The sequence below is a fragment of the Delftia sp. CH05 genome (assembly GCF_009827015.1).
Lineage (GTDB): Bacteria > Pseudomonadota > Gammaproteobacteria > Burkholderiales > Burkholderiaceae_C > Comamonas > Comamonas tsuruhatensis.
This window is the reverse complement of the sequence record NZ_WUMG01000012.1, coordinates 69,992-91,109: the sequence shown is the minus strand read 5'-3', so window position 1 is coordinate 91,109 and position 21,118 is coordinate 69,992. Positions and strand designations below refer to the sequence as shown.

Sequence of the window (21,118 nt, the reverse complement as noted above, 5' to 3'; positions counted from 1 at the left end):
GTCCAGCGCTACAGGTCCAGCACCAGCCGGGCGGATTTCGCGCGCGAGCAGCAGGGCAGAAACTGGTCGCAGGCGGCCTGCTCGTCCTCGGTCAGGTACATGTCGCGGTGCTCGGGCTCGCCCGAGAGCACACGCGTGAGGCAGGTGCCGCACACGCCCTGCTCGCACGAGGTCTGCACCTCCACGCCGATGCCGGCCAGCGCCTGGACCACGGTCTGCTCGGGCGCCACGCGCACCACCTGGCCGGTGCTGGCGATCTCGATCTCGAACCCGGCATCGCCCTCGCGCTGCACGGCCTCGCCTGCAAAGAATTCGTAGTGCAGGCGGTCCTCGCTCCAGCCCGATGCGCGAGCCATGCCCAGGGCCGCGTCCATGAAGCCGCGTGGGCCACAGACATACAGGTGCAGGCCCGCCTGCGGGGCGCCGAGGAGCTGCGCCATGTCGAGCGCGCCCTCGCCATCCACATGCAGGTGCACGCGGTCGGCCCAGGGCATGGACTGCAGCAGGGCCGTGAAGGCCATGCGCTCGCGCGAACGCGCGCAGTAGTGCAGTTCGAAGTCGGCACCCTCGCGCGCCAGCTGGCGCGCCATGGCCAGCACGGGCGTGATGCCTATGCCGCCGGCCAGCAGCAGATGCCGCGCAGGGCCGCCCGCATGCAGCGCGAAGTGGTTGCGCGGCGCGCCGATGGCGATCTGCTGGCCTTCCTGCACCTGTTCGTGCACGGCGGCCGAACCGCCGCGCGAGGCGGCTTCGCGCAGTACGCCGACCACGTAGCGACCCGTGTCCTGCGGGTCGTTGCACAGCGAGTACTGGCGCACCAGGCCGCCGGGCAGGTGCAGGTCGATGTGCGAGCCGGCCGTGAAGGCGGGCAGGCTTTCGCCGTCCAGCGGCACGAGTTCAAGGCTGCAGATGTCCTGCGCCTCGGCGCATTTGCGCGCGACGCGCACCTGGAGGATGGGGTTGGCTTGCATGGGAAAAAAAGCGGAAAGGGATGGGTTCGGAAAATCAGGCCGCCGCCAGCGCATGGGCGCTGGCCTCGCGCAGCCGGCTGATCACGCGGCGCGCGCGGTTGGGGCCGGCGTCCACGTGGATGTCGATGACGGGGCGCGCGCCAAAGCGCTGCTGGTTGCGGAACTGGGCCTCGATGACGACCTTGTCCTCCTCGAAGGTGGCGGCCGTCTGGTCGATCACCAGGCGCGTGGTGTCCTGCATGTCGGGATGCGGGTTGGTGGCAATGGTCCAGAAGTAGTGGGCCGAATGCTCGGTCTCCGGCGTCACGCCGTGAAAGCCCCGCATGTGAAAGCCTTCGCGCTGCGGGTCGTCCAGCTGCCCGCTGCCTGCGTCCATGGCGCCGGTCCAGATGCGCACATGCGAGGGGTGGAACTCCACCTCCTGCCAGCGGTCGATGCGGCCCGCGAACGGCCAGGCCGCCGCATAGGTGGGCGGCGGGTCGGAGTCGGGCATCCAGCGCAGCACGGTGACGCTGTCCCCGTCCTGGCGGACCTGCAGCTCCGCATTCATGTGGATGCCGGCATTGCCGCCAATGGTCTTGAGGTGCACATAGCCCAGGTGGCTGAGGTCCAGCAGGTTGTCGTGGATGAGCTGGTAGGGCGCGTCGTAGTGGTAGACATCGCCGCCGAAGCGGTATCGCGCATCGCCATGCACGGGATAGGCGGGCGGCTCCTGCGCGGGCACGGAATCGGGTGTGGCGCCCATCCAGATCCAGAGGATCTGGTCACGCTCGCGCAGCTCGAAGGACTTGACGCAGGCCTTGGGCGGTATGCGCTGCTGGCCCGGAATCTCCAGGCACTGGCCGGCGCGGTCGAACAGCAGGCCGTGGTAGCCGCAGCGCAGGCCGCGCGCCTCCACCGTGCCACAGGACAGCGGCAGTTCGCGGTGGCAGCAGCGGTCCTCCAGCGCGGCGACGCTGCCATCGGGCGTGAGAAACAGCACGACGGGCCGGCCCAGCAGGGTGCGTGCCAGTGGCGCGTCCTGCAGCTCCCAGGCAAAGCCGGCGACATACCACTGGTCCAGCGGGAAGGCAGGCGTGGAGGCAGGTGCAATGGTGGTGCATTCGGTCATGGGTTCTCCTTCTTGTCTGCAAGTCGCGCTCAATGCGCCGACAGCGTGCGGCCCGTGGCTGCGGGCCTGCCGGCTTCGGGCCCCTGCAGCCGGTGCAGCGACACGATGCAGGCCGCGAACACGAAGGCCAGGCCATAGCCCACATAGAGCTGGCTGGGCGACCACGCGGCGTCCAGCAGCGAGCCCGCGACCATGGGCGAGACGATGGCGCCGATGCGCCCTATGCCTATGCCCCAGCCCACGCCGGTCACACGCACCTCGCCGCCATAGACCATGGGCGCGATGGCATAGAGCCCGGCCACGCAGCCGTTGACGAAGACGCCGATCAGAAAAGCCAGCGCATACGACAGCAGCAGCGAGCCCGGATTGCTCACGATGAAGCACAGCAGCACGGCCGTGGCCAGCATGAAGCCGGCCAGCGCGCGGTGCACGGGATAGCGCGCCGCCAGCAGGCCCAGCAAGGTGGCGCCCAGGATGCCGCCCAGGCTCAGCAGCACCCCGCCGGTCACGCCCTGCTCGGGCGTGAGGCCCGAGGCGGCCAGCAGCTTGGGCGTCCAGCTCATCACGAAGTAAAAGCCGAACATCACCGCGAAGAACGACAGCCAGACCAGCAGCGTGGGCCGGCGCAGGCCCGGCGCGAACAGCTGCAGCGGGCCCCGCCTTGAGCGCTCCGCCGCCGATGGCGCGGCAGGCGGCAGCGCAGCCAATGCGGGCAGGCCCAGCCGCCCGACCAGGGCGTTGAGCCGCTGCAGCGCGCCGGCCGGGCGCCGCGCCAGCAGGAAGTCCATGGACTCGGGCAGTCGCCACCAGGCCAGGACCAGCACGCCCAGCGTCACGCAGCCGCCGAACAGGAAGACCGCGCGCCAGTCATGGCGCCCCAGCAGCCACACCGCGATGGAGCCGCCAATGCTGGCGCCCAGCGCGTAGCCCGTGGACTGCAGCGTGACGGCCAGGCTGCGCCAGCGCTGCGAGGCGTATTCGCTGGCGATCACGTTGCTGCAGGCCAGGATGCCGCCCACGCCCAGGCCCGTGAGCACGCGCAGCGCCGCCAGCTGCGTGGCGCTCTGGCTGAAGGCCGAGCCCAGCATGCCCACGCCCGAGAGGGCCAGGCAGGCCAGGATCAGCGGCCGGCGGCCCAGCCGGTCGGCCCAGGGCGCGATCAGCAGCGATCCGCCCGCCATGCCGAACAGGCCCGCACTGAGCAGAAAGCCCAGCTGGGCGCCGCTGAGCTGCCAGTGCGCCGACACGGCAGAGGCCGTGAACGCCATGACCAGGACGTCGAAGCCGTCGATCATGTTGAGCACCATGCACAGGGCTATGACCGACCACTGGAAGCGCGTCATGGGCCGCTGGTCGACGCTTGCACGCAGGTCGGCGCTCATGGCCGCAGCTCCCGCAACGGGCAGTTGGACGATGCGGCGGCGCAAGGCCGCTGCAGCCATGGAACAGGGGTAGAGGCAGTCATCGTGGGTCTCCTTGGGTTGAAGCTCTGTGGAAGCTTTCTTGTGTTCTCAGCACATCATTACGTATGCTGAATGTGATTCAGTTTACTGAATGAAAATCGGCGCCAGATACCGGGATTTCCCCGATCAGGCGGGGCCGCGCAGTCTCGGACGCGGAGGCGGCCGGGCCGCTGTCAGTCGGATGAGGAAGCGTCGAGGGCGTCGCGTGCGTCGTGCAACTGCACGAACTTGCGCAGCAGGCGCTTGAACTCGGCCTGCTCCTCGGGCTCCAGCGCGGCCAGCATGCGGTTGTGCAGTTCGTGCACATTCGGCACGAAGCCGCCCAGCATGGCCTCGCCCTCGGCCGTGAGCGTCAGGCGCCGCTGGCGCCGGGGCAGGATCTCGCGCAGCACCCAGCCCTTGGCCTCCAGTCGCGCCGCGATGTCGGCCGTGGTGGAGTTGTCCAGCGCCACCAGCCGCGCCAGCGTCACCTGGTCGATGCCCGGTTTTTCCTGCAGCATGCGCAGGATGGCGTACTGCACCGGCGTCACGTCCGGCCCCAGCACGTCGCGGAACAGCTGCGCCGCGATCTGCTGCGCGCGCCGGATCAGGTGGCCCGGCTGGTCGTAGAGGTCGATGGAAAGCGGATCGGAGGCGGAGTGGACCATCGGTGGCGGCAGGCCTTGCGGCCCTGGGGTTGAAGCCCGCCGAGATTACCCCATCCCCGGCGCCGGTCCTGGATGCGCGCCGGGCCATGGCCGGCCTCAGGCCACCGCGGCGGCAGGCTGGGCCGCTGCTGCGGCCACCGCCGCCGCCTGCTGTTCCTGCGCAATCCATTTGTCGATGACCTTGCGCGACTGCACGCCGCCCGCATCGATGTTGAGCTTGAGCAGCTTGCGGTCGGGGTGGGCACTGAGGTTGCGCTGCTGCAGCTCCAGCATCTGCAGGTCTTCGCTGAAGATCTTGTGCTGGCCCTCGCGTATGCGGTCGGTGACTTCGGCATCGCCCGGATTGAAGCGGCGCGCCATGCCCCAGAAGTACCACATGGACTCCTCGGTCTCCGGCGTGATGAAGTCCACCACCATGCTGTAGACCTTGTGCTCGTCGGGCGCGTCGTAGCCGCCGTGGCCTGCGTGGGCCACGCCGACCTCGATCAGCACATGGCTGGGCGGGGTGAAGCGGCAGACCTGCCAACGGTCCACGGGCACATCGTCGGCCAGGCCGTTGCTGCGCAGCGCCATCTTCCAGAACGGGGGGGCGGGGATGTCGTTCATGAAGCGGCTGGTGACGACCTCGACATCGGCGCCCTCGCCGCGCGTCTCGGTCTTGCAGGGCGTCTCGTCGATCTCGGCCTGGCCGATGGAGCTGGCGTGCACATAGGTCTCGTGCGTCAGGTCCATGAGGTTGTCGATCATCAGCCGGTAGTCGGCCTGGATGTGGAACATGCCGCCGCCATAGGCCCATTCGGGGTTGTCGTGCCAGGGCAGCTTCGGGATGAGCGCGGCATCGGCCAGCGCCTTGTCGCCGGGCCAGACCCAGATGAAGCCATGGCGCTCCTCGACGGGATAGCTGCGGATCTCGGGGAAGCCGCGCACGCGCTGGCCCGGCATGGCAATGGTCTTGCCGTCGCAGCCCATCTCCAGCCCGTGGTAGCCGCAGACCAGCTTGCCCTCGCAGACAAAGCCCAGCGACAGGGGCGCGCCGCGGTGCGGGCAGAAATCCTCCACGGCGGCAATGCCGTGCTGCGCGCGGTAGAACGCGATGCGCTCGCCGCAGATGCGACGGCCCAGCGGCTTGTCCTGGATCTCGTCGGACGTGGCGGCCACGTACCAGGTGTTCTTGGGGAATGTGCTCATGGGGGTCTCCTTTATGGGTGGGGTCCGCAGTCCTTGGCGCTGCGGTGGCTGGGGCACGGGCGACCGAGGCCGCCGGCGCACATCAAGCACACATCAAGCGCAGATCAGACTCGAATCAACTGCACGCCAGGAACCGCATGGCTGCCGGGCTCGCTCACGGCTTCGCGCAGGTTGCGGCGCGCAATGCGCGAGTGCTCTTTCATCAGCGCCTCGGCCCGGGCGCCCTCGCGCGCGGCAATGGCGTCCAGCACCTGGCGGTGCTGGTCCTGGGCCACCATCAGGCTGTGGCGCGCACGCGGGGATTCGGCCCGCGCCAGCACAAAGCCCGAAGGCGAGGCGAAGGGCATGCGCACCACGCGCTCCAGCTCGCGCTGCATGACGCTGCTGCCGGCCATGGAATGCAGCAGGTCGTGGAATTCGGAGTTCAGCGCCACATAGCGCGAGAAGGCCTCGTCGCCCCAGTCGGCCGTCTCCAGCACACGGTCGATGGCATCCAGGCAGCGCCCGGCCTGCGCCAGCAGCGGCTCGGCCACGCCGCGCTCGGCCGCCCAGCGCGCGGCCAGGCCTTCCAGCGTGCCGCGCAGTTCGATGGCATCGGCCACATCGGCCTCGGAGAACAGCCGCACGCGGTAGCCGCGCCCGCCGGCCATGGCTTCGAGCAGGCCTTCCTGCTCCAGCCGCATCAGCGCGGCGCGCACCGGCGTGCGCGAGATGCCCAGGCGCTGCACCACGGTCAGCTCGGCAATGCGCTCGCCTGCGGGCAGTTCGCCCGCAAGAATCATCTCGCGCAGTTGCAGCTGGGCCTTGATGACCTGGGAATGGCTTTCCGGTTCGGAGGCGGCGGGGGCAAGCTGAGGGCTCATGGGGCTTTGTCTGGATGGAATGGCGTGAATGTATACATCCAAGGCGATTCATGGTGCACTTTTCCGCAAAAACACGGGAAAACACCAATCAAATGTATACAACCAATCCCAGCAAAGACAGTGGCCCGCCTGTTTGTATACAGCACCATGGCATCATGGCCGGCTCCCTTTTTCCCCTGCCGCTGCAACCCAGGAGGTCACCCTTGCCGACGTTTTCCCGACACCCCGCCATGGCCGCCCACATCCTCAACCTGGCACGGGATGCCAGCGCCGATGCGCAGGCTCCGCAGGCCTATCCGATCAAGGACTTCTTCCGCAATCCGGAACGCGGCTTCTTCCGCCTGGCCGATGACGGAAGCATGCTGGGCTTCATGCAGCCCGTCAGCGTGGACGGCCATCCGGCGCGCATGAATATCCATGTGCAGGCGCTGGAGGGCAACACCCCTGTGGGCGAGCCGCGCCGCATCACGGCCGAGACCGAGCGCGACATCAGCAACTTCTTCTGGAAGGGCCCGGATGTAGTGCTCTACCAGAAGGACTTCGGCGGCGACGAGAACTTCCATGTGCTGGCAGTCAACGCGCGCAGCGGCGAAGCCACCGACCTGACGCCCTGGGAAGGCGTGCGCGCCAGCATCGAGGACGACCTGGAAGACGACCCCGACCATGTGCTGATCAGCCACAACCGGCGCGATGCCGAGGTCTTCGACGTGTACCGCGTGAACGTGCACACGGGCGCGGCGCAACTGGTGGCGCAGAACCCCGGCAACATCGTCGGCTGGCAGACCGACCATGCGGGCCGCGTGCGGGCCGCCGTGGCCAGCGACGGCCTGAACAGCGCCCTGCTCTACCGTGACGACGAGGCCGGCGAGTTCCAGCCCCTGATCACCACCGACTACCGCACCAGCGTCAGCCCGGCCTTCTTCACCTTCGACGACCAAAAGCTCTACGCCCTGTCCAACCGGGGCCGCGACAAGCTGGCCCTGGTGGTCATCGACCCGGCCCGGCCCGACGAGGAAGAGGAAATCTTCGTGCCCGAAGAAGTCGATCTGGGCGCGGCGGCCTATTCGCGCAAGCGCCGCGTGCTCACCCTGGCCGCCTACCAGACCGACAAGCCGCAGTACCGTTTCTTCGATGCCGAGACCGAAGCCCTGTACGGCCGGCTGGCTGCGCAGCTGCCCGGCTACGACTTCGCCATCCAGGGCGCCAACCGCGCCGAGGACAAGTTTATCGTCGCCGCCTTCAACGACCGCACGCCGGGCGCGCGCTACATCTACGATGCGGCCGCCGATGCGCTGACCAAGCTGGCCGACATCAACCCGGCCATTCCCGAGTCCGCCATGTCGCGCGTGCAGCCCGTCAGCTACACCAGCCGCGACGGCCTGACCATCCACGGCTACCTGACCTTGCCGGCCGGCCGAGAGCCCCGGAACCTGGCCTGCATCATCAACCCGCACGGCGGCCCCTGGGCCCGCGACGGCTGGGGCTACAACCCCGAGGTGCAGTTCCTCGCCAACCGAGGGTTCTGCGTGCTGCAGGTGAACTTCCGGGGCTCCACGGGCTATGGCCGCGCGTTCTGGGAAGCGGGATTCGGCCAATGGGGCCTGAAGATGCAGGACGACATCACCGATGGCGTGCACTGGCTGATCGACCAGGGCATTGCCGACCCTGCGCGCATCGGCATCTACGGCGGCAGCTATGGCGGCTATGCCACGCTGGCCGGCGTGGCCTTCACGCCCGACCTGTATGCGGCGGCCGTGGACTATGTGGGCGTGTCCAACCTGTTCACCTTCATGAAGACCATTCCGCCCTACTGGAAGCCGCTGCTGGACCAGATGCACGCCATGGTGGGCGATCCCGAGCGCGACAGGGAGCGCCTGGCCGCCACCTCGCCGGCCCTGCATGTGGACCGCATCAAGGCCCCGCTGTTCATCGCCCAGGGCGCGCGCGATCCGCGCGTGAACAAGGACGAGAGCGACCAGGTGGTGAAGGCGCTGCGCGAGCGCGGCGTCGAGGTGCAGTACATGGTCAAGGACAACGAGGGCCACGGCTTTCACAACGACGAGAACAAGTTCGAGTTCTACGAGGCCATGGAGCAGTTCCTGGTCACGCACCTCAAGCCCTGAAGCCGTCCAGGCACCCGGCCGCCCGGTCCCTCGGCCGCCCCGCGCTACAGCACGGCGGGCTCCCCGCTTTGCTGCAGCGCCCACATGTCCGCATAGCGCCCGCCCGCCGCGACCAGCTGGGCGTGGGTGCCGCGCTCGACGATGCGGCCCGCCTCCATGACCAGGATCTCGTGCGCATCGACCACGGTGGACAGGCGGTGGGCAATCACCAGCGCCGTCTTGTTGCGCGCGGCGCTTTGCAGCTCGGCCTGGATGGCGCGCTCGTTGGCCGAGTCCAGCGCCGACGTCGCCTCGTCGAAGATCAGGATGGGCGGGTCCTTGAGCAGGGTGCGCGCAATCGCCACCCGCTGCTTTTCGCCGCCCGACAGCTTCAGGCCGCGCTCGCCCACGCGCGTGGCATAGCCCTGGGGCGTGGCCTCGATGAAGTCGTGGATGCGCGCGGCGCGCGCGGCCGCCACCACCTGCTCGCGGCTGGCGCCAGGGCGGCCGTAGGCGATGTTGTATTCCACCGTGTCGTTGAACAGCACCGTGTCCTGCGGCACGATGCCCACGGCGCCGCGCACGCTGTCCTGGGTCAGCTCGCGCAGGTCGTGCCCGGCGATGCGCACATGGCCGGACTGCACGTCGTAGAAGCGGAAGATCAGCCGCGCCAGCGTGCTCTTGCCCGAGCCCGAAGGGCCGACCACGGCCACGGTCTTGCCGGCGGGAATGGTGAAGCTCACGTCCTTGAGGATGGGCCGCTCGGGGTCATAGGCGAAGTCCACATGCTCGAAGCGCAGCTCGGGCGGTGCGCCATGGGTCTGCAGCGGCTGGACGCCGGGCGCGTCGGCCACCTCGCGTTCCTTGTCCATGAGGGTGAACATGCGCTCCAGGTCGGTCAGGCTCTGCTTGATCTCGCGGTAGATCACGCCCAGAAAGCCCAGCGGGATGTAGAGCTGGATCATGAAGGCGTTGACCATGACCAGGTCGCCCAGCGACAGGCGGCCATCCACCACACCCTGCGTGGCCCGCCAGAGGATGGCGACCAGGGCCGTTGCGATGATCAGCTGCTGCCCGCAGTTGAGCAGGCTCAGCGTGCTCTGGCTCTTGAGGCGCACGCGGCGCAGCGCCTCCAGGTTCTCGTCGTAGCGCCGCGCCTCGAAGCCCTCGTTGCCGAAGTACTTGACGGTCTCGTAGTTCAGCAGCGAGTCGATGGCCTTGGTGTGCGCCGCCGACTCCTGGGCATTGGCCTCGCGTCGAAAGCGCGTGCGCCACTCGGTCACCGTGACCGTGAACGTGATGTAGAACACCAGCGCCGCCAGCGTGATGGCCGCGAACCAGATGTCGAAGCGCAGCGCCAGGATGCCCAGCACCAGCGCCATCTCGATGAAGGTGGGCAGGATGCTGTAGAGCGAATACGAGATCAGCGACTCGGTGCTGCGCACGCCGCGCTCGATGTCGCGCGTCATGCCGCCGGTCTGGCGCTCCAGGTGAAAGCGCAGGCTCAGCGCATGCAGGTGCTCGAAGGTGGACAGCGCAATCGCCCGCGAGGCGCCCTGCGTGGCCTTGGCAAAGACCAGGTCGCGCAGCTCGGTGAACAGCGAGCTGGAAAAGCGCAGCAGCCCGTAGGCCAGCAGCAGGGCCACGGGCACGACGAGCACCGCGCGGGCATCGCCGGCCTTCAGATCCAGCGCATCGACCAGGTGCTTGAGCAGCACCGGCACGCCCACGTTGGCGAGCTTGGCCCCGATCATGAAGCCCAGCGCCGCCAGCACGCGCCACTTGTATTGCCACAGGTAGGGCAGCAGGCGCCGCAGCGCGTTCCAGTCCCGCGACGGTGCCGGGGTTGGGACTAAGGGTAAATCCGTAGGGGAAGCGCTCTCGCGTCGCATGAAAGACAATTCTCGGTTGTTATATTGACCCGATTGTGCCCATGCCACCCCGCCCAGACCTCCCGCCCCATCCCTTGCCCGCAGACAAGGAGCTGGTTCTCAAGGTCATTCCCATGCCTGCCGATGTCAACGCCAATGGCGACATCTTCGGCGGCTGGGTTATGGCGCAGGTTGACTTGGCAGGTTCGGTGCTGCCCTCGCGCCTGGGCCAGAGCCGCATGGTCACCGTGGCCGTGAACGAGTTCATCTTCAAGCAGCCCGTGCGCGTGGGCGACATCCTGTCGTTCTACTCCAGCGTGCAGCGCGTGGGCCGCACCTCGGTCACGGTCGATGTCGAGGTCTATGCCGAGCGCTTTGCCGACCAGGGCCGCTTCGTCAAGGTGACCGAGGCCCTGCTGACCTACGTGGCCATCGACGGCCAGGGCAAGCCCCAGTCGCTGCCGGACAACGACCAGGTGCGTTCCTGGCGCGCAGCGGCCGAGCGCAATGCAGAACGCAAGCAGCAGCAGGCCGGCTGAACCCGCCCATCTGCAGCCATGAAAAAAGCGACCTTTGCAGGTCGCTTTTTCATTTCCGGCGCAGGGGTGGCTCAGGCCAGCGAGGGCGTGACGCGCGGCTGCAGCGAGGCGGCCGCGCTGGCCGCGGCCAGCGCAGCGGAGCTGCTGGCGGCGCTGTCGCTGGAGGCGGCCGACGAGGAAGACAGGCTGGAGGCGCTGGATGCCACAGCCGAACCCGACGAGGACGAGCGCGGCGAGGAACCGGCCTCGATCTGGCCCGTGAGCTCGCCGCCCTCTTCGATCACCACCTTGCCGTAGCGGATCTTGCCGCTGACCTTGCCCGTGCCGTAGATGACCAGCTTCTCGCGCACGGTCAGCGTGCCGTCGAACACGCCATGGATCTCGGCGATGTCGATTTCGGCCGTGCCGTGGAAGGCACCCTGCTCGGCGATCTGGATCACGCGCGAGTCCATGGTGGCTTCCACCGTGCCTTCGACGACCAGCGTGTCGCAGTCGGTGATCTCCACGCCCTTGAGCTTGATATTGGGGCCTACGGTGAGCTTGCTGCCCTGGGAGTCCTGCGCCACGGCCGATGCCTGGCGCTGGGCGGTCGACGGACTTGTCACGCTGGAGCTGGGCGTGACGGCACCGGAGGGGCTGCCGCCCGTACCGGTGGCGCCTATGCCGCTGCCCAGGGTGTTGCGGGAGGTGAAAGCATCGTTGTCGCGCTTGCCAAAGAACGGGTTCTGAACAGCCATGGGTGGGTCTCCTTCGGAAAAATCCGATGCTACGCACACGAACTGGCAACAAATGCCGGCATCTCGCAAGAAAAGTAACCAGATGGTTCTCCCGTTTCATGTGCTTGCAAGCCTTTCTCGATCACACACCGCGCATGCGCAGGTCGCGCAGCGGACATGCGCAAATCAATAGGTGCATCTACACTCATTTCCATTCCAGGCCACCTGCCCCACGCCCCATGACCTCCTCCACCCCAAGCGCCGCCAGTCCGGTCTGCACCTGCTTCATGGTGCGCAGCCTGTCGCGCAAGATCTCCCAGCTCTATGACGACACGCTCGCGCCCAGCGGCCTGCGCGGCACGCAGTTCAGCCTGCTGGTGCAGGCGCGCAATGCGCCCGACGGCCCGCCCACGGTCTCGGCCCTGGCCGAGCAGTTGCACACCGACCGCACGACGATGACGCGCAATCTGCGCACGCTGCAGCAGGCCGGCTTCATCGACCTGGTTCCCGGCGCGGATGCGCGCAGCCGCTGCGTGGTGGTCACGCCCGAAGGCCGCGCCCGCATCCGCGAGGCTGCCGCCCTGTGGCGCCAGGCCCAGCAGCGCGTGCGCGAGCTGTGCGGCAGCGAGCAGATCGGCGCGCTGGAAAGCCTGGTGCTGGGCATGCTGCCCGTGCTGGAAACCGCCACGCAGGAGAGCGCGGAATGAACGCCGCCCTGCCCTCCGCAGCCCCTGGCGCTGCGGCCAGCGGGTCCGCGCATCCGTTGGTCAGCGGCCCCATCGCCTCCACCCTGGTGCGCCTGGCCGTGCCCAACATGGTGGCGCTGAGCATGTCGGTGCTGGTCGCCGTGGCCGAGACCTACTACGTAGGGCAGCTGGGAACCGTATCGCTGGCGGCCATGGCCCTGGTGTTTCCGCTGGCCATGCTCACGCAGATGATGAGCAACGGTGCCATGGGCAGCGGCGTGTCCTCGGCCATCAGCCGCGCGCTGGGCGCGGGCGACGGCGCGCGCGCCTCGGCACTGGCCCTGCACGCCATCGTGATCGGCGCCATCGCAGGCCTGCTGTACTCGCTCATCTTCGTGCTGTGCGGCGCCACCTTCTACGGCTGGCTGGGCGGGCGCGGCGAGGTGCTGGCAGCGGCCACGGGCTTTGGCGCCGTGCTGTTCAGCGGCGCCATCCTGGTGTGGCTGTGCAATACGCTGGCCTCGGTGGTGCGGGGCACGGGCAATATGCGCATGCCGTCGGCCGTGATCTTTGCGGCCTCGCTGGTGCAGATCGTGGTGGGCGGCACGCTGGGGCTGGGCCTGGGGCCCATGCCGCGCTGGGGCATGCCGGGCGTGGCCGTGGGCAACATCGTGGCCATGGCACTGGCCGTCGCAGTCTTCCTGGCCTATCTGCAATGGGGCCAGCAGCGCCTGCAACTGGACTGGCGCAGGCCCCGCCTGGCCTGGCCCATGTTCCGCGACATCCTGCGCGTGGGGGCCCTCGCCTGCCTGTCCCCCGTGCAAACGGCGCTGGCCGCGCTGCTGCTGACAGGCATGGTCGCCCGCCTGGGCCCGCTGGCACTGGCCGGCTACGGCATTGGCCAGCGGCTGGAGTTCCTGCTGATCCCCATGGCCTTCGGCGTCGGCATGGCCGCCGTGCCCATGGTGGGCATGGCCATGGGCGCCGGCCAGGTGGCGCGCGCGCGCCGCGTGGCCTGGTCGGGCGGCGCCATGGCCGCTGCCCTGCTGGGCGTGCTGGGGCTGGTGGTCATGGTCTGGCCGCAGCTGTGGTCGGGCATTTTCACCGGCGACCCGGCCGTGCGCGCCTACGCCGACCTCTACCTGCGCACCGTGGGCCCGGCCTTCGGGCTGTTCGGCCTGGGACTGGTGCTGTACTTCGCCTCCCTGGGCGCAGGCCGCGTCTGGGCACCCGTGCTGGCCGGCACGGTGCGCCTGTTGATCGTGGTGGTGGGCGGCGGCTGGCTCATGTCCAGCGGCCTGGGCAGTGCCCAGTCGCTGTTCATCCTGGTCGCCGTGGCCATGGCCGCCTATGGCGCAGGCACGGCCTGGGCCGTGTGGCGCGCGCGCTGGGGGTGAAGAGACGCAAAAAAGAAGGCCCGCAGTCAGCGGGCCATGCATCAAGAAACGATGTACGCCGCCGTCCCCGTGGACAGCAAGCTGCCATCGGCCCCCAGGAATTCCATGCGCGTGTTGGCCACGCGCGAACCCAGCCGCAGCACCTCGGCGCGCAGGATGAATTCGCTGCCTATGCCGGGGCGCAGGTAGTCCACGCGCAGGTCGATGGTGCCCAGGCGCGAGAAGCGGTGCAGGCGCTGCAGCGGCGCATCGTCCATGTGCTTGGCGCCGATGGCCGCCATGACGGCCAGGCCGCCCATGGAGTCCAGACCGGCGCTGATCACGCCGCCGTGGATGCGCTGGTAGGCGGCGTGGCCTATGAGCTCGGGCCGCATGGTGATGCGGCCTTCAACCCGCTCGGGCAGCACTTCGGTGATGCGCAGCCCCAGCACCTGGTTGAAGGCGATCTGGCGCTCGAACACTTCGCGCAGCCCGGCGATGAACTCGGGCTCGAACTGCACGGGCGCCTCGGAGGCCCCGGAGGCCTTCGTGGATTTCAGCACTGGCTGAAGTCCGGCTTGCGCTTCTCCATGAACGCGGTGAACGCCTCCTTGGCAGCGGGGCCGCCCATCAGCTTGCCGAAGCTCGTTCCCTCCTCGGCCATGCGCTCGCGCACCAGGCCGGACTGGCCGGCCTTCATGAGGCGCTTGGTCTCGATCAGGGCCGACAGCGGCTTGGCGGCCAGCTTCCTGGCCTGGGCCTGGGCCAGCGCATTGCATTCGCTGGGCGGCACGACGCGGTTGACCAGGCCCACCTCCAGTGCGGCTTCGGCCAGGAAGGGCTCGCCCAGCAGCAGGGCCTCGGCCGCGCGGTGGTAGCCGAGCATCTGGGGCAGCAGCAGGCTGGAGGCCGCTTCGGGGCACAGGCCCAGGTTCACGAAGGGCAGCGAGAAGGCCGCGTTGTCGCCCGCATAGACCAGGTCGCAGTGCAGCAGCAAGGTGGTGCCGATGCCCACGGCCGGGCCGCAGACGGCGGCGATCACGGGCTTGGGAAAGGCGGCGATGTTGTGCAGGAAGCGCCAGACGGGGCGCTGCTCGCCCTCCGGCCTGGCGGCGCCGCCGGCCGACTGCTTGAGGAAGTCGGCAATGTCGTTGCCCGCGCTGAAGATGGCCATGTCGCCCTGGAAGACCACGCAGCGCACGGCGGCGTCTTCGCCGGCCTGGGCCAGCGCATCGGCCATGCTGGCGTACATGGCCTCGGTGATGGAGTTCTTCTTGTCGGCGCGGTTGAAGGTGATGGTGCAGACACCGGCTTCGGTGTGCACGAGGATGTCCTGGGTGGTTTCGCTCATGATGGTCTTGCCTTGCTTATTCCTTGAAATACACGATCTGGTGGCTGCTCGCCAGCATCACGCCGGCCTCGCTCCACAGCTGGGCGCTCTGGTCGAAGAAGCCGTTGCGAAATTCCTGGCCGCGCGCCTGGGCCAGCAGGTGGCCCGTGCCTGCGGCGGCCAGTTCCTCGCGCCCCGCATGGAAGTAGACGGTGATGGACACCGTGCCCGCCGGGGTGCGCTGTGCGCGGCGCAGCCACACGCGCGGGAAGAATACGTCAGCCAGGCCGGCCAGCGCGCAAAAATCCAGTGCGCGCGGCGGCTCGTCGCGCACCCACAGGCGAGTGAGGCTGTCGGTCTCGCGGCCATCCCAGGTCTGGGGAATGATGCCGTCGAGAAAGCGCATGTCGTAGCGGTTGAGCCATTCCACGCCGCCCAGCGGCGGCACGCGCGGCACGGCGGCGGGCGACGGCACCTCGGGCATGGCCAGGTCGGTGCCGCCCCAGGTGCTGCGCCGCACGGCCGTGACGGCCGTGGCCGTGGTGACGACCTGGGCATCGCCATCCTGGTCGGGCTGGGTGATGGTCAGCAGCCAGTGCTGGGTGGAGCGGTTGGTGCGAACGGGGCGGGCCTCGATGTCGAAGCGCCCCGCGCCCAGCGCGGCCGCGTAGTTGACGGTGATGGACAGCGGATCGCCCAGGCACAGCGGATGCTGCTGGATGGCCCGCACCAGCGCGGCGGCGGTGATGCCGCCGTATGGGCCCACCATGTTCCAGTAGTCCTGCGTGGTCTGGCCCTGGTAGTGGCCCACGGCGCCGGTGGGCGTGAGCGCCACGGCCTGGTCGAGAGGATGGATGTCTGTGCTCATGGCAAACGAGTGTGATGGCAAGCGGCGCCCGCGTCCGTCAAGCCGGCGACTCTGCGGGTGAGGGAAAGCGCGGGTGGGCCGCGGCGGCCGGCGCCTTGGTCCAGCCCGAGAACACGTCCACGGCCCGGCCCCAGAGCGCGTCGCGCATATCGGCGCGGAAGAAGCCGAAATGCCCTATGCGCCGCAACTGCAGGGCCTTGGGTTCGATGCGCTCGATGCGGCTGGGGGCATTGGCGTAGAGCGCGAACAGGTGCTCGGTGCCGCGCCAGGTCATGAGTTCGTCGTCGCTCATGGACAGCGCCATCACCGGAAAGCGCACGGCGGCGTAGCTGCGCGCGGCGGCCTCGCCCTCGGCACCCACGCTGTAGCGCGGGTTCAGGCACCAGCGGCGCCACTGCAGCATGACGCCGGCCGGCAGGTCGCCCACCTTGCGCAGGCGGCGGCCCGGAAAGTAGCCGCACAGGCGCGTGGCCACGGGCACCAGCACATGCCAGAAATAGGGAACCATGCGCTTGAGGCGGGGCGCATTGTCACGCCAGTAGCCGCTGCCGGCCGCAATGCTCAAAAGGCCGTCCACCAGCTGCGGGGAGCGCAGCAGGCCCGGCAGCTGGGCGCCCAGGCTGTGGCCGATCAGGAACAGCGGCTGGTCCGGCAGCTGCGCCTTGGCATGGGCGATGACCGCCTCGTAGTCGCGCGCCCAGTCGCACAGGTCGGCACGCACCTGGCGCAAAGCGCCTTGCAGGGAATCGCCATGGCCCCGGTAGTCAAAGCTGGTCACCCGATAGCCCTGGCCCGCAAGCCAGGTGGCAAAGGCCTCGTAGAAGGCTTGGCGCACCCCCATGGCCCCGCCGATGACCACGCTGGCGCGTGGCGGGCCAGCGGGCGTGTAGACGCGCAGCGCCAGCGTGGCGCCATCGCTGCTGAGTTGGTGTTGTTCCATGGCTGTCTCCTGGTCAGTGCCGTTTCTGTGCCGGCTCGCATGGATGGGAAAAAATGGAATGAGCGAAAAAGACAAAGCCCCGCGAACGGGGCCTTGAGCAACGGTCAGACCCGCTCGAAGATGCCGGCGGCGCCCTGGCCCATTCCGACGCACATCGTCACCATGCCGTAGCGCAATTGCTTGCGGCGCAGCGCATGCACCACGGTGGCAGAGCGGATGGCGCCCGTGGCACCCAGCGGGTGGCCCAGGGCGATGGCACCGCCCATGGGATTGACCTTGGCGGGGTCCAGCCCCAGCGTGTTGACCACGGCCAGTGACTGGGCGGCAAAGGCTTCGTTGAGCTCGAACCAGTCGATGTCGTCCTGCTTGAGGCCCGCATAGCGCAGCGCGGCCGGGATGGCTTCGATGGGGCCGATGCCCATGATGGCCGGCGGCACGCCCTTGCTGGCATAGCTCACGAAGCGCGCCAGCGGCGTGAGGCCGAAGCGCTGCACGGCTGCGCCGCTGGCCAGGATCAGCGCGCCTGCGCCATCGCTGGTCTGCGAGCTGTTGCCGGCCGTCACCGAGCCGCGCGCCGCGAACACGGTGCGCAGCTTGCCCAGGCCTTCCAGGCTGGTGTCGGGGCGTGCGCCCTCGTCCAGCTCCACGGTGCGCGTGCGCACCACGGGTTCGCCCTTGGCCAGGTCCAGGCCCCGGTCGGTGACCTCGATGGGCGTGATCTCGTCCTTGAACTCGCCGGCCTGCTGCGCGGCCAGGGCACGGCGGTGCGACTCCAGCGCAAAGGCGTCCTGCGCATCGCGCGAGACCTTCCACTGCTGGGCCACCTTCTCGGCCGTCAGGCCCATGCCATAGGCAATGCCCACGTCACCATCGCGCTCGAAGATGGACGGCGACAGCGAGGGCGCGTTGCCCATCATGGGCACCATGCTCATGCTCTCGACGCCGGCCGCGATCATCACGTCGGCCTCGCCCACGCGGATGCGGTCCGCCGCCATGGCCACGGCCGACAGGCCCGAGGCGCAGAAGCGGTTCACGGTGATGCCACCCACGCTGGTGGGCAGCCCCGCCAGCACGGCGCTGATGCGCGCCACGTTCAGGCCCTGCTGGGCCTCGGGGATGGCGCAGCCGCAGATGATGTCCTCGATGGCAGCCGGGTCCAGCCCCGGCACCTGGGCCAGCGCGGCCTTCAGCGTGGTCGCCAGCAGGTCGTCGGGACGGTAGTTGCGGAAAAAGCCCTTGTGCGACTTGCCGATGGGCGTGCGCGTGGCGGCGACGATGTAGGCGTCTTGGATTTGTTTCATGGAGATTGCTCCTCGATCTCAGTTATTCATCACCCCCGCAGCCCCCGAAAAGGGCGCGCCCCAGACAACTGGCGTGCTCCAGACCAGGGACAGCGAGCAAGGGCCGCCCCGCCGCGAGGCTGTCGTCCCCCTGGGGGGGAAGGCGCGAAGCGACTCAGGGGGGACATATCAATTCCGGACGGGCTTGCCGGTGTTCAGCATTCCGAGAATGCGTTCATGGGTCTTCGGATGGCCGATCAGGTGGCAGAACGCCTTGCGTTCGAGCTTCATCAGATAGGCCTCGTCCACCAGGGTGCCCGCATCCACGTCGCCGCCGCAGACCACGTTGGCGATCAGGCTGGCCACATGCTGGTCGAACTCGCTGATGAAGCCGCCGTCACGCATGTTGACCAGCGAGCCCTTGATGGTGGCCACGCCGCTGCGTCCCGCCACGGGGAAGCTGCGCGGCAGCGGCGCGCGCCAGCCGCCTGCGGCCATGGACTTGGCTTCGTTGATGGCGACGAAGAGCAGCTCGTCCTTGTGCGGCACGATGAGGTCGCTGTCCAGCAGGTAGCCCAGCTTGCGCGACTCGATGGCACTGGTGCCCACCTTGGCCATGGCCGCGGCCGTGAAGCCTTCGGTCAGGAAGGGCAGCAGGTCCTTGCCCGTGCTGGTGGCGGCGTTCTCTGCCGCGCGGCGCGCGATGTAGGTCAGGCCGCCCGCGCCGGGCACCAGGCCCACGCCGACTTCCACCAGGCCGATGTAGCTTTCCATGTGCGCCACGCGGCGCGCGCTGTAGACGGCCAGCTCGCAGCCGCCGCCCAGCGCCATGCCATGGATGGCCGCAACCACGGGCACCTGGGCGTAGCGGATGCGCAGCATCAGGTTTTGCAGCTCCTGCTCCACGCTTTCGATGGCGTCGGCGCCGCCGATCACGAAGGCCGGCATGGTGGCTTCCAGGTCGGCGCCCACGCTGAACGGCGCATCGCCCGACCAGATGACCATGCCCTGGAAGTCGGTCTCGGCCACGTCCACGGCCTCCATCAGCGCTTCCATGACTTCGGGGCTGATGGCGTGCATCTTGTTCTTGATGCTGGCGATCAGGATCTGGCCGTCCAGCGTCCAGGTGCGCAGCGCCTTGGATTCGGCGATCGTGGTGCCGGCCGTCTTCCAGTCGGGCAGGCTGTCTTCGCCCAGCAGCTTTTCGGGGAAGATCTGGCGCTCGTAGACGGGCAGCACGCGGCGGGGCACGAACTGGCCCTTGGCAGGGCTCCACGAGCCCTGCGCCGTGTGCACGCCGCCGGCCTCGGCCACCGGGCCTTCGAAGACCCACTTGGGCAGAGGTGCCTTGCTCAATGCCTTGCCGGCATCGATGTCCTCCTGGACCATCTTCGCCACTTCCAGCCAGCCGGCTTCCTGCCACAGCTCGAACGGGCCCTGCTTCATGCCGAAGCCCCAGCGCATGGCCTGGTCCACGTCGCGTGCGGACTCCGCAATGCTCTCCAGGTGGATGGCCGCGTAGTGGAAGCTGTTGCGCAGGATGGCCCACAGGAAGCGGCCCTGCGCCCCCTCGGCATTGCGCAGCAGCTTCAGGCGCTCGGCAGCAGGCTTCTTGAGCATGCGGCCATAGACCTCGTCGGCCTTGCCGCCTGCGGGCACATAGTCCTCGCTGTCCAGCTCGAACTGCAGGATGTCGCGGCCGACCTTCTTGTAGAAGCCCTTCTTCGCCTTCTGGCCCAGGTTGCCCAGCTCGATCAGCTTGGCCAGCACGGGCGGCGTGCCGAAGCTGCCGTAGAAGGGATCGGTCTCGGCGCTGAGGTTGTCCTGCAGCGTCTTGATCACATGGGCCATGGTGTCCAGGCCCACCACGTCGGCCGTGCGGAAGGTACCGCTGGATGCGCGGCCCAGCTTCTTGCCGGTGAGGTCATCGACCACGTCGAAGGTCAGGCCGAAGTTCTCGACCTCCTTCATGGTGGCCAGCATGCCGGCGATGCCGATGCGGTTGGCGATGAAGTTGGGCGTGTCCTTGGCGCGCACCACGCCCTTGCCCAGGCCGCTGGTGACGAAGGCTTCGAGCTGGTCCAGCACCACGGGCTGCGTGGTCGGCGTGGCGATCAGCTCCACCAGCGGCATGTAGCGCGGCGGGTTGAAGAAGTGGATGCCGCAAAAGCGCGGCTTGATCGCGTCGGGCAGCGCCTCGGACAGCTTGGTGATGGACAGGCCCGAGGTGTTGGACGCCACGATGGCGTGCTTGGCCACATGGGGCGCGATCTTGGTGTACAGGTCGAGCTTCCAGTCCATGCGCTCGGCAATGGCCTCGATGATCAGGTCGCAGCCCTTGAGCAGCTTGAGGTGCTCCTCGTAGTTGGCGGGCTGGATCAGGTCCGCGTCCTCGGCCACGCCGATGGGCGAAGGCTTGAGCTTCTTGAGGTTGGCGATGGCGCGCTCGGCGATGCCGCTTTTCGGGCCTTCCTTGGCAGGCAGGTCGAACAGCACCACGGGCACCTTGACATTGACCAGATGGGCCGCGATCTGCGCACCCATCACGCCAGCGCCGAGCACGGCGACTTTCTTCACATTGAATCGGGACATGGATGTTCCACAAGTGGGAGGGAGGTGGCCGCTGCGGCCGCCTTCCGGAATGGTTTACTGCACGCGCACCCAGGTCTGGGTGCGGCCAAAGGGGCCGATGGAGCCGCGCACCTCGAGCTTGGCGCCGCCCTCGATGGGCGTCAGGCGCAGGGTGTAGGTCTTGCCGTTTTCGGGGTCAAGGATCTTGCCGCCTTCCCAGACGTCCTTGCCCTCGGCCTTCTTGGCGCCGCGGATGATCTCCAGCCCCTTGAGCGGCTGGCCCTTGCGGTCGTCAGAACACTCGGTGCAGGTGGCGGCCGGATCGGCGCCCTTGCGCAGGATCTGCTCGATGCGGCCCGTGACCACGCCGTCGTTCTCGGCCACGCGGATCTCGGACTTGGCTTCGCCGCTCTTGTCGTCCACGCTCTTCCACAGGCCCACGGGCGTCATCTGCGCCTGCGCCGCGACGGCCGTGAGGCCCAGCACCATTGCTGCCAGTGCTTGATATGCCTTCATTTCAAACCCCTTTCGCCTAGAAAGGCGCACAGACCACGCTGATGCGCACAGCCCGTGCTCCCATGTTGGAGTGAAGCCGT

At 68.4% G+C, this 21,118-nt stretch carries 19 protein-coding genes; 4 read left to right on the top strand and 15 right to left on the bottom strand.

All coding sequences use genetic code 11. The annotated features are described in order from the left end of the window. Window positions 1-8: 8 nt before the first annotated feature. The 6 genes from GRX31_RS12425 to GRX31_RS12400 all read right to left on the bottom strand — a co-directional run bounded on the left by GRX31_RS12425 (window position 9) and on the right by GRX31_RS12400 (window position 6,243). Window positions 9-971, bottom strand: a complete 963-nt coding sequence (locus GRX31_RS12425) for a PDR/VanB family oxidoreductase (protein WP_016451799.1) — start codon at window positions 969-971, stop codon at window positions 9-11. Between the two features lie 34 nt (window positions 972-1,005). Next, window positions 1,006-2,082: an aromatic ring-hydroxylating dioxygenase subunit alpha gene (locus GRX31_RS12420; RefSeq protein WP_160852940.1), complete on the bottom strand. Its 1,077-nt coding sequence runs from the start codon at window positions 2,080-2,082 to the stop codon at window positions 1,006-1,008. Window positions 2,083-2,111: 29 nt separating this feature from the next. Beyond that, window positions 2,112-3,464 carry an MFS transporter gene (locus GRX31_RS12415; RefSeq protein ID WP_154835761.1) on the bottom strand — a complete coding sequence of 451 codons (1,353 nt, stop codon included), beginning with the start codon at window positions 3,462-3,464 and terminating at the stop codon, window positions 2,112-2,114. A 254-nt stretch (window positions 3,465-3,718) separates the two neighbouring features. Then, window positions 3,719-4,192: a MarR family winged helix-turn-helix transcriptional regulator gene (locus GRX31_RS12410; RefSeq protein WP_016446419.1), complete on the bottom strand. Its 474-nt coding sequence runs from the start codon at window positions 4,190-4,192 to the stop codon at window positions 3,719-3,721. A gap of 96 nt (window positions 4,193-4,288) precedes the next feature. Continuing rightward, window positions 4,289-5,380 (bottom strand): aromatic ring-hydroxylating oxygenase subunit alpha, encoded by a 1,092-nt coding sequence (locus GRX31_RS12405; RefSeq protein WP_012203282.1) that lies wholly within the window; start codon window positions 5,378-5,380, stop codon window positions 4,289-4,291. 104 nt (window positions 5,381-5,484) lie between these two features. Continuing rightward, window positions 5,485-6,243, bottom strand: coding sequence for a GntR family transcriptional regulator (locus GRX31_RS12400; protein WP_160852938.1), 759 nt, complete (start codon window positions 6,241-6,243; stop codon window positions 5,485-5,487). A 230-nt stretch (window positions 6,244-6,473) separates the two neighbouring features. Here GRX31_RS12400 and GRX31_RS12395 point away from each other — a divergent pair, with 230 nt between their 5' ends. Beyond that, window positions 6,474-8,366 carry a S9 family peptidase gene (locus GRX31_RS12395; protein WP_202396565.1) on the top strand — a complete coding sequence of 631 codons (1,893 nt, stop codon included), beginning with the start codon at window positions 6,474-6,476 and terminating at the stop codon, window positions 8,364-8,366. Between the two features lie 44 nt (window positions 8,367-8,410). Here the strand turns inward: GRX31_RS12395 and GRX31_RS12390 are convergent, their stop codons facing one another. Continuing rightward, a complete protein-coding gene (locus GRX31_RS12390) occupies window positions 8,411-10,237 on the bottom strand; it encodes an ABCB family ABC transporter ATP-binding protein/permease (protein WP_160852934.1) in 1,827 nt (608 codons plus the stop codon). Window positions 10,238-10,278: 41 nt separating this feature from the next. On the opposite strand from GRX31_RS12390, the gene GRX31_RS12385 reads away from it, so the two are divergent. Then, complete coding sequence (locus GRX31_RS12385) at window positions 10,279-10,755, top strand: acyl-CoA thioesterase (protein ID WP_012203278.1); 477 nt, start codon at window positions 10,279-10,281, stop codon at window positions 10,753-10,755. A 71-nt stretch (window positions 10,756-10,826) separates the two neighbouring features. On the opposite strand, the gene GRX31_RS12380 is transcribed toward GRX31_RS12385, so the two are convergent. Beyond that, complete coding sequence (locus GRX31_RS12380) at window positions 10,827-11,492, bottom strand: bactofilin family protein (protein ID WP_016446423.1); 666 nt, start codon at window positions 11,490-11,492, stop codon at window positions 10,827-10,829. A gap of 218 nt (window positions 11,493-11,710) precedes the next feature. On the opposite strand from GRX31_RS12380, the gene GRX31_RS12375 reads away from it, so the two are divergent. Together GRX31_RS12375 and GRX31_RS12370 are read left to right on the top strand one after the other, a co-directional pair. After that, entirely contained in the window at window positions 11,711-12,178 is a 468-nt protein-coding gene (locus tag GRX31_RS12375; protein WP_160852932.1) for a MarR family winged helix-turn-helix transcriptional regulator, read from the top strand. Next, entirely contained in the window at window positions 12,175-13,554 is a 1,380-nt protein-coding gene (locus tag GRX31_RS12370; protein WP_160852930.1) for an MATE family efflux transporter, read from the top strand. The genes GRX31_RS12375 and GRX31_RS12370 overlap by 4 nt, the downstream gene beginning before the upstream one ends. 41 nt (window positions 13,555-13,595) lie before the next feature. Here the strand turns inward: GRX31_RS12370 and GRX31_RS12365 are convergent, their stop codons facing one another. The 7 genes from GRX31_RS12365 to GRX31_RS12335 form a co-directional block, all read right to left on the bottom strand. Beyond that, entirely contained in the window at window positions 13,596-14,096 is a 501-nt protein-coding gene (locus tag GRX31_RS12365; RefSeq protein WP_016446425.1) for a thioesterase family protein, read from the bottom strand. Further along, window positions 14,090-14,884: an enoyl-CoA hydratase gene (locus GRX31_RS12360; RefSeq protein ID WP_016446426.1), complete on the bottom strand. Its 795-nt coding sequence runs from the start codon at window positions 14,882-14,884 to the stop codon at window positions 14,090-14,092. Before GRX31_RS12360 ends, GRX31_RS12365 begins: the two co-directional genes overlap by 7 nt. A 16-nt stretch (window positions 14,885-14,900) precedes the next feature. Further along, window positions 14,901-15,731, bottom strand: a complete 831-nt coding sequence (locus tag GRX31_RS12355; protein WP_016446427.1) for an acyl-CoA thioesterase — start codon at window positions 15,729-15,731, stop codon at window positions 14,901-14,903. Window positions 15,732-15,768: 37 nt separating this feature from the next. Continuing rightward, the gene (locus GRX31_RS12350; RefSeq protein WP_016446428.1) at window positions 15,769-16,671 is read right to left on the bottom strand and encodes an alpha/beta hydrolase family protein; all 903 of its coding nucleotides are present in this window, start codon (window positions 16,669-16,671) and stop codon (window positions 15,769-15,771) included. A gap of 104 nt (window positions 16,672-16,775) precedes the next feature. Further along, on the bottom strand, window positions 16,776-17,972 hold the full coding sequence (locus GRX31_RS12345; protein WP_016446429.1) for an acetyl-CoA C-acyltransferase: 1,197 nt from the start codon (window positions 17,970-17,972) through the stop codon (window positions 16,776-16,778). A gap of 168 nt (window positions 17,973-18,140) precedes the next feature. Beyond that, the gene (locus GRX31_RS12340; RefSeq protein ID WP_012203269.1) at window positions 18,141-20,543 is read right to left on the bottom strand and encodes a 3-hydroxyacyl-CoA dehydrogenase/enoyl-CoA hydratase family protein; all 2,403 of its coding nucleotides are present in this window, start codon (window positions 20,541-20,543) and stop codon (window positions 18,141-18,143) included. Window positions 20,544-20,597: 54 nt separating this feature from the next. Beyond that, window positions 20,598-21,038: a DUF2147 domain-containing protein gene (locus GRX31_RS12335; protein ID WP_016446431.1), complete on the bottom strand. Its 441-nt coding sequence runs from the start codon at window positions 21,036-21,038 to the stop codon at window positions 20,598-20,600. Window positions 21,039-21,118: the final 80 nt, after the last annotated feature.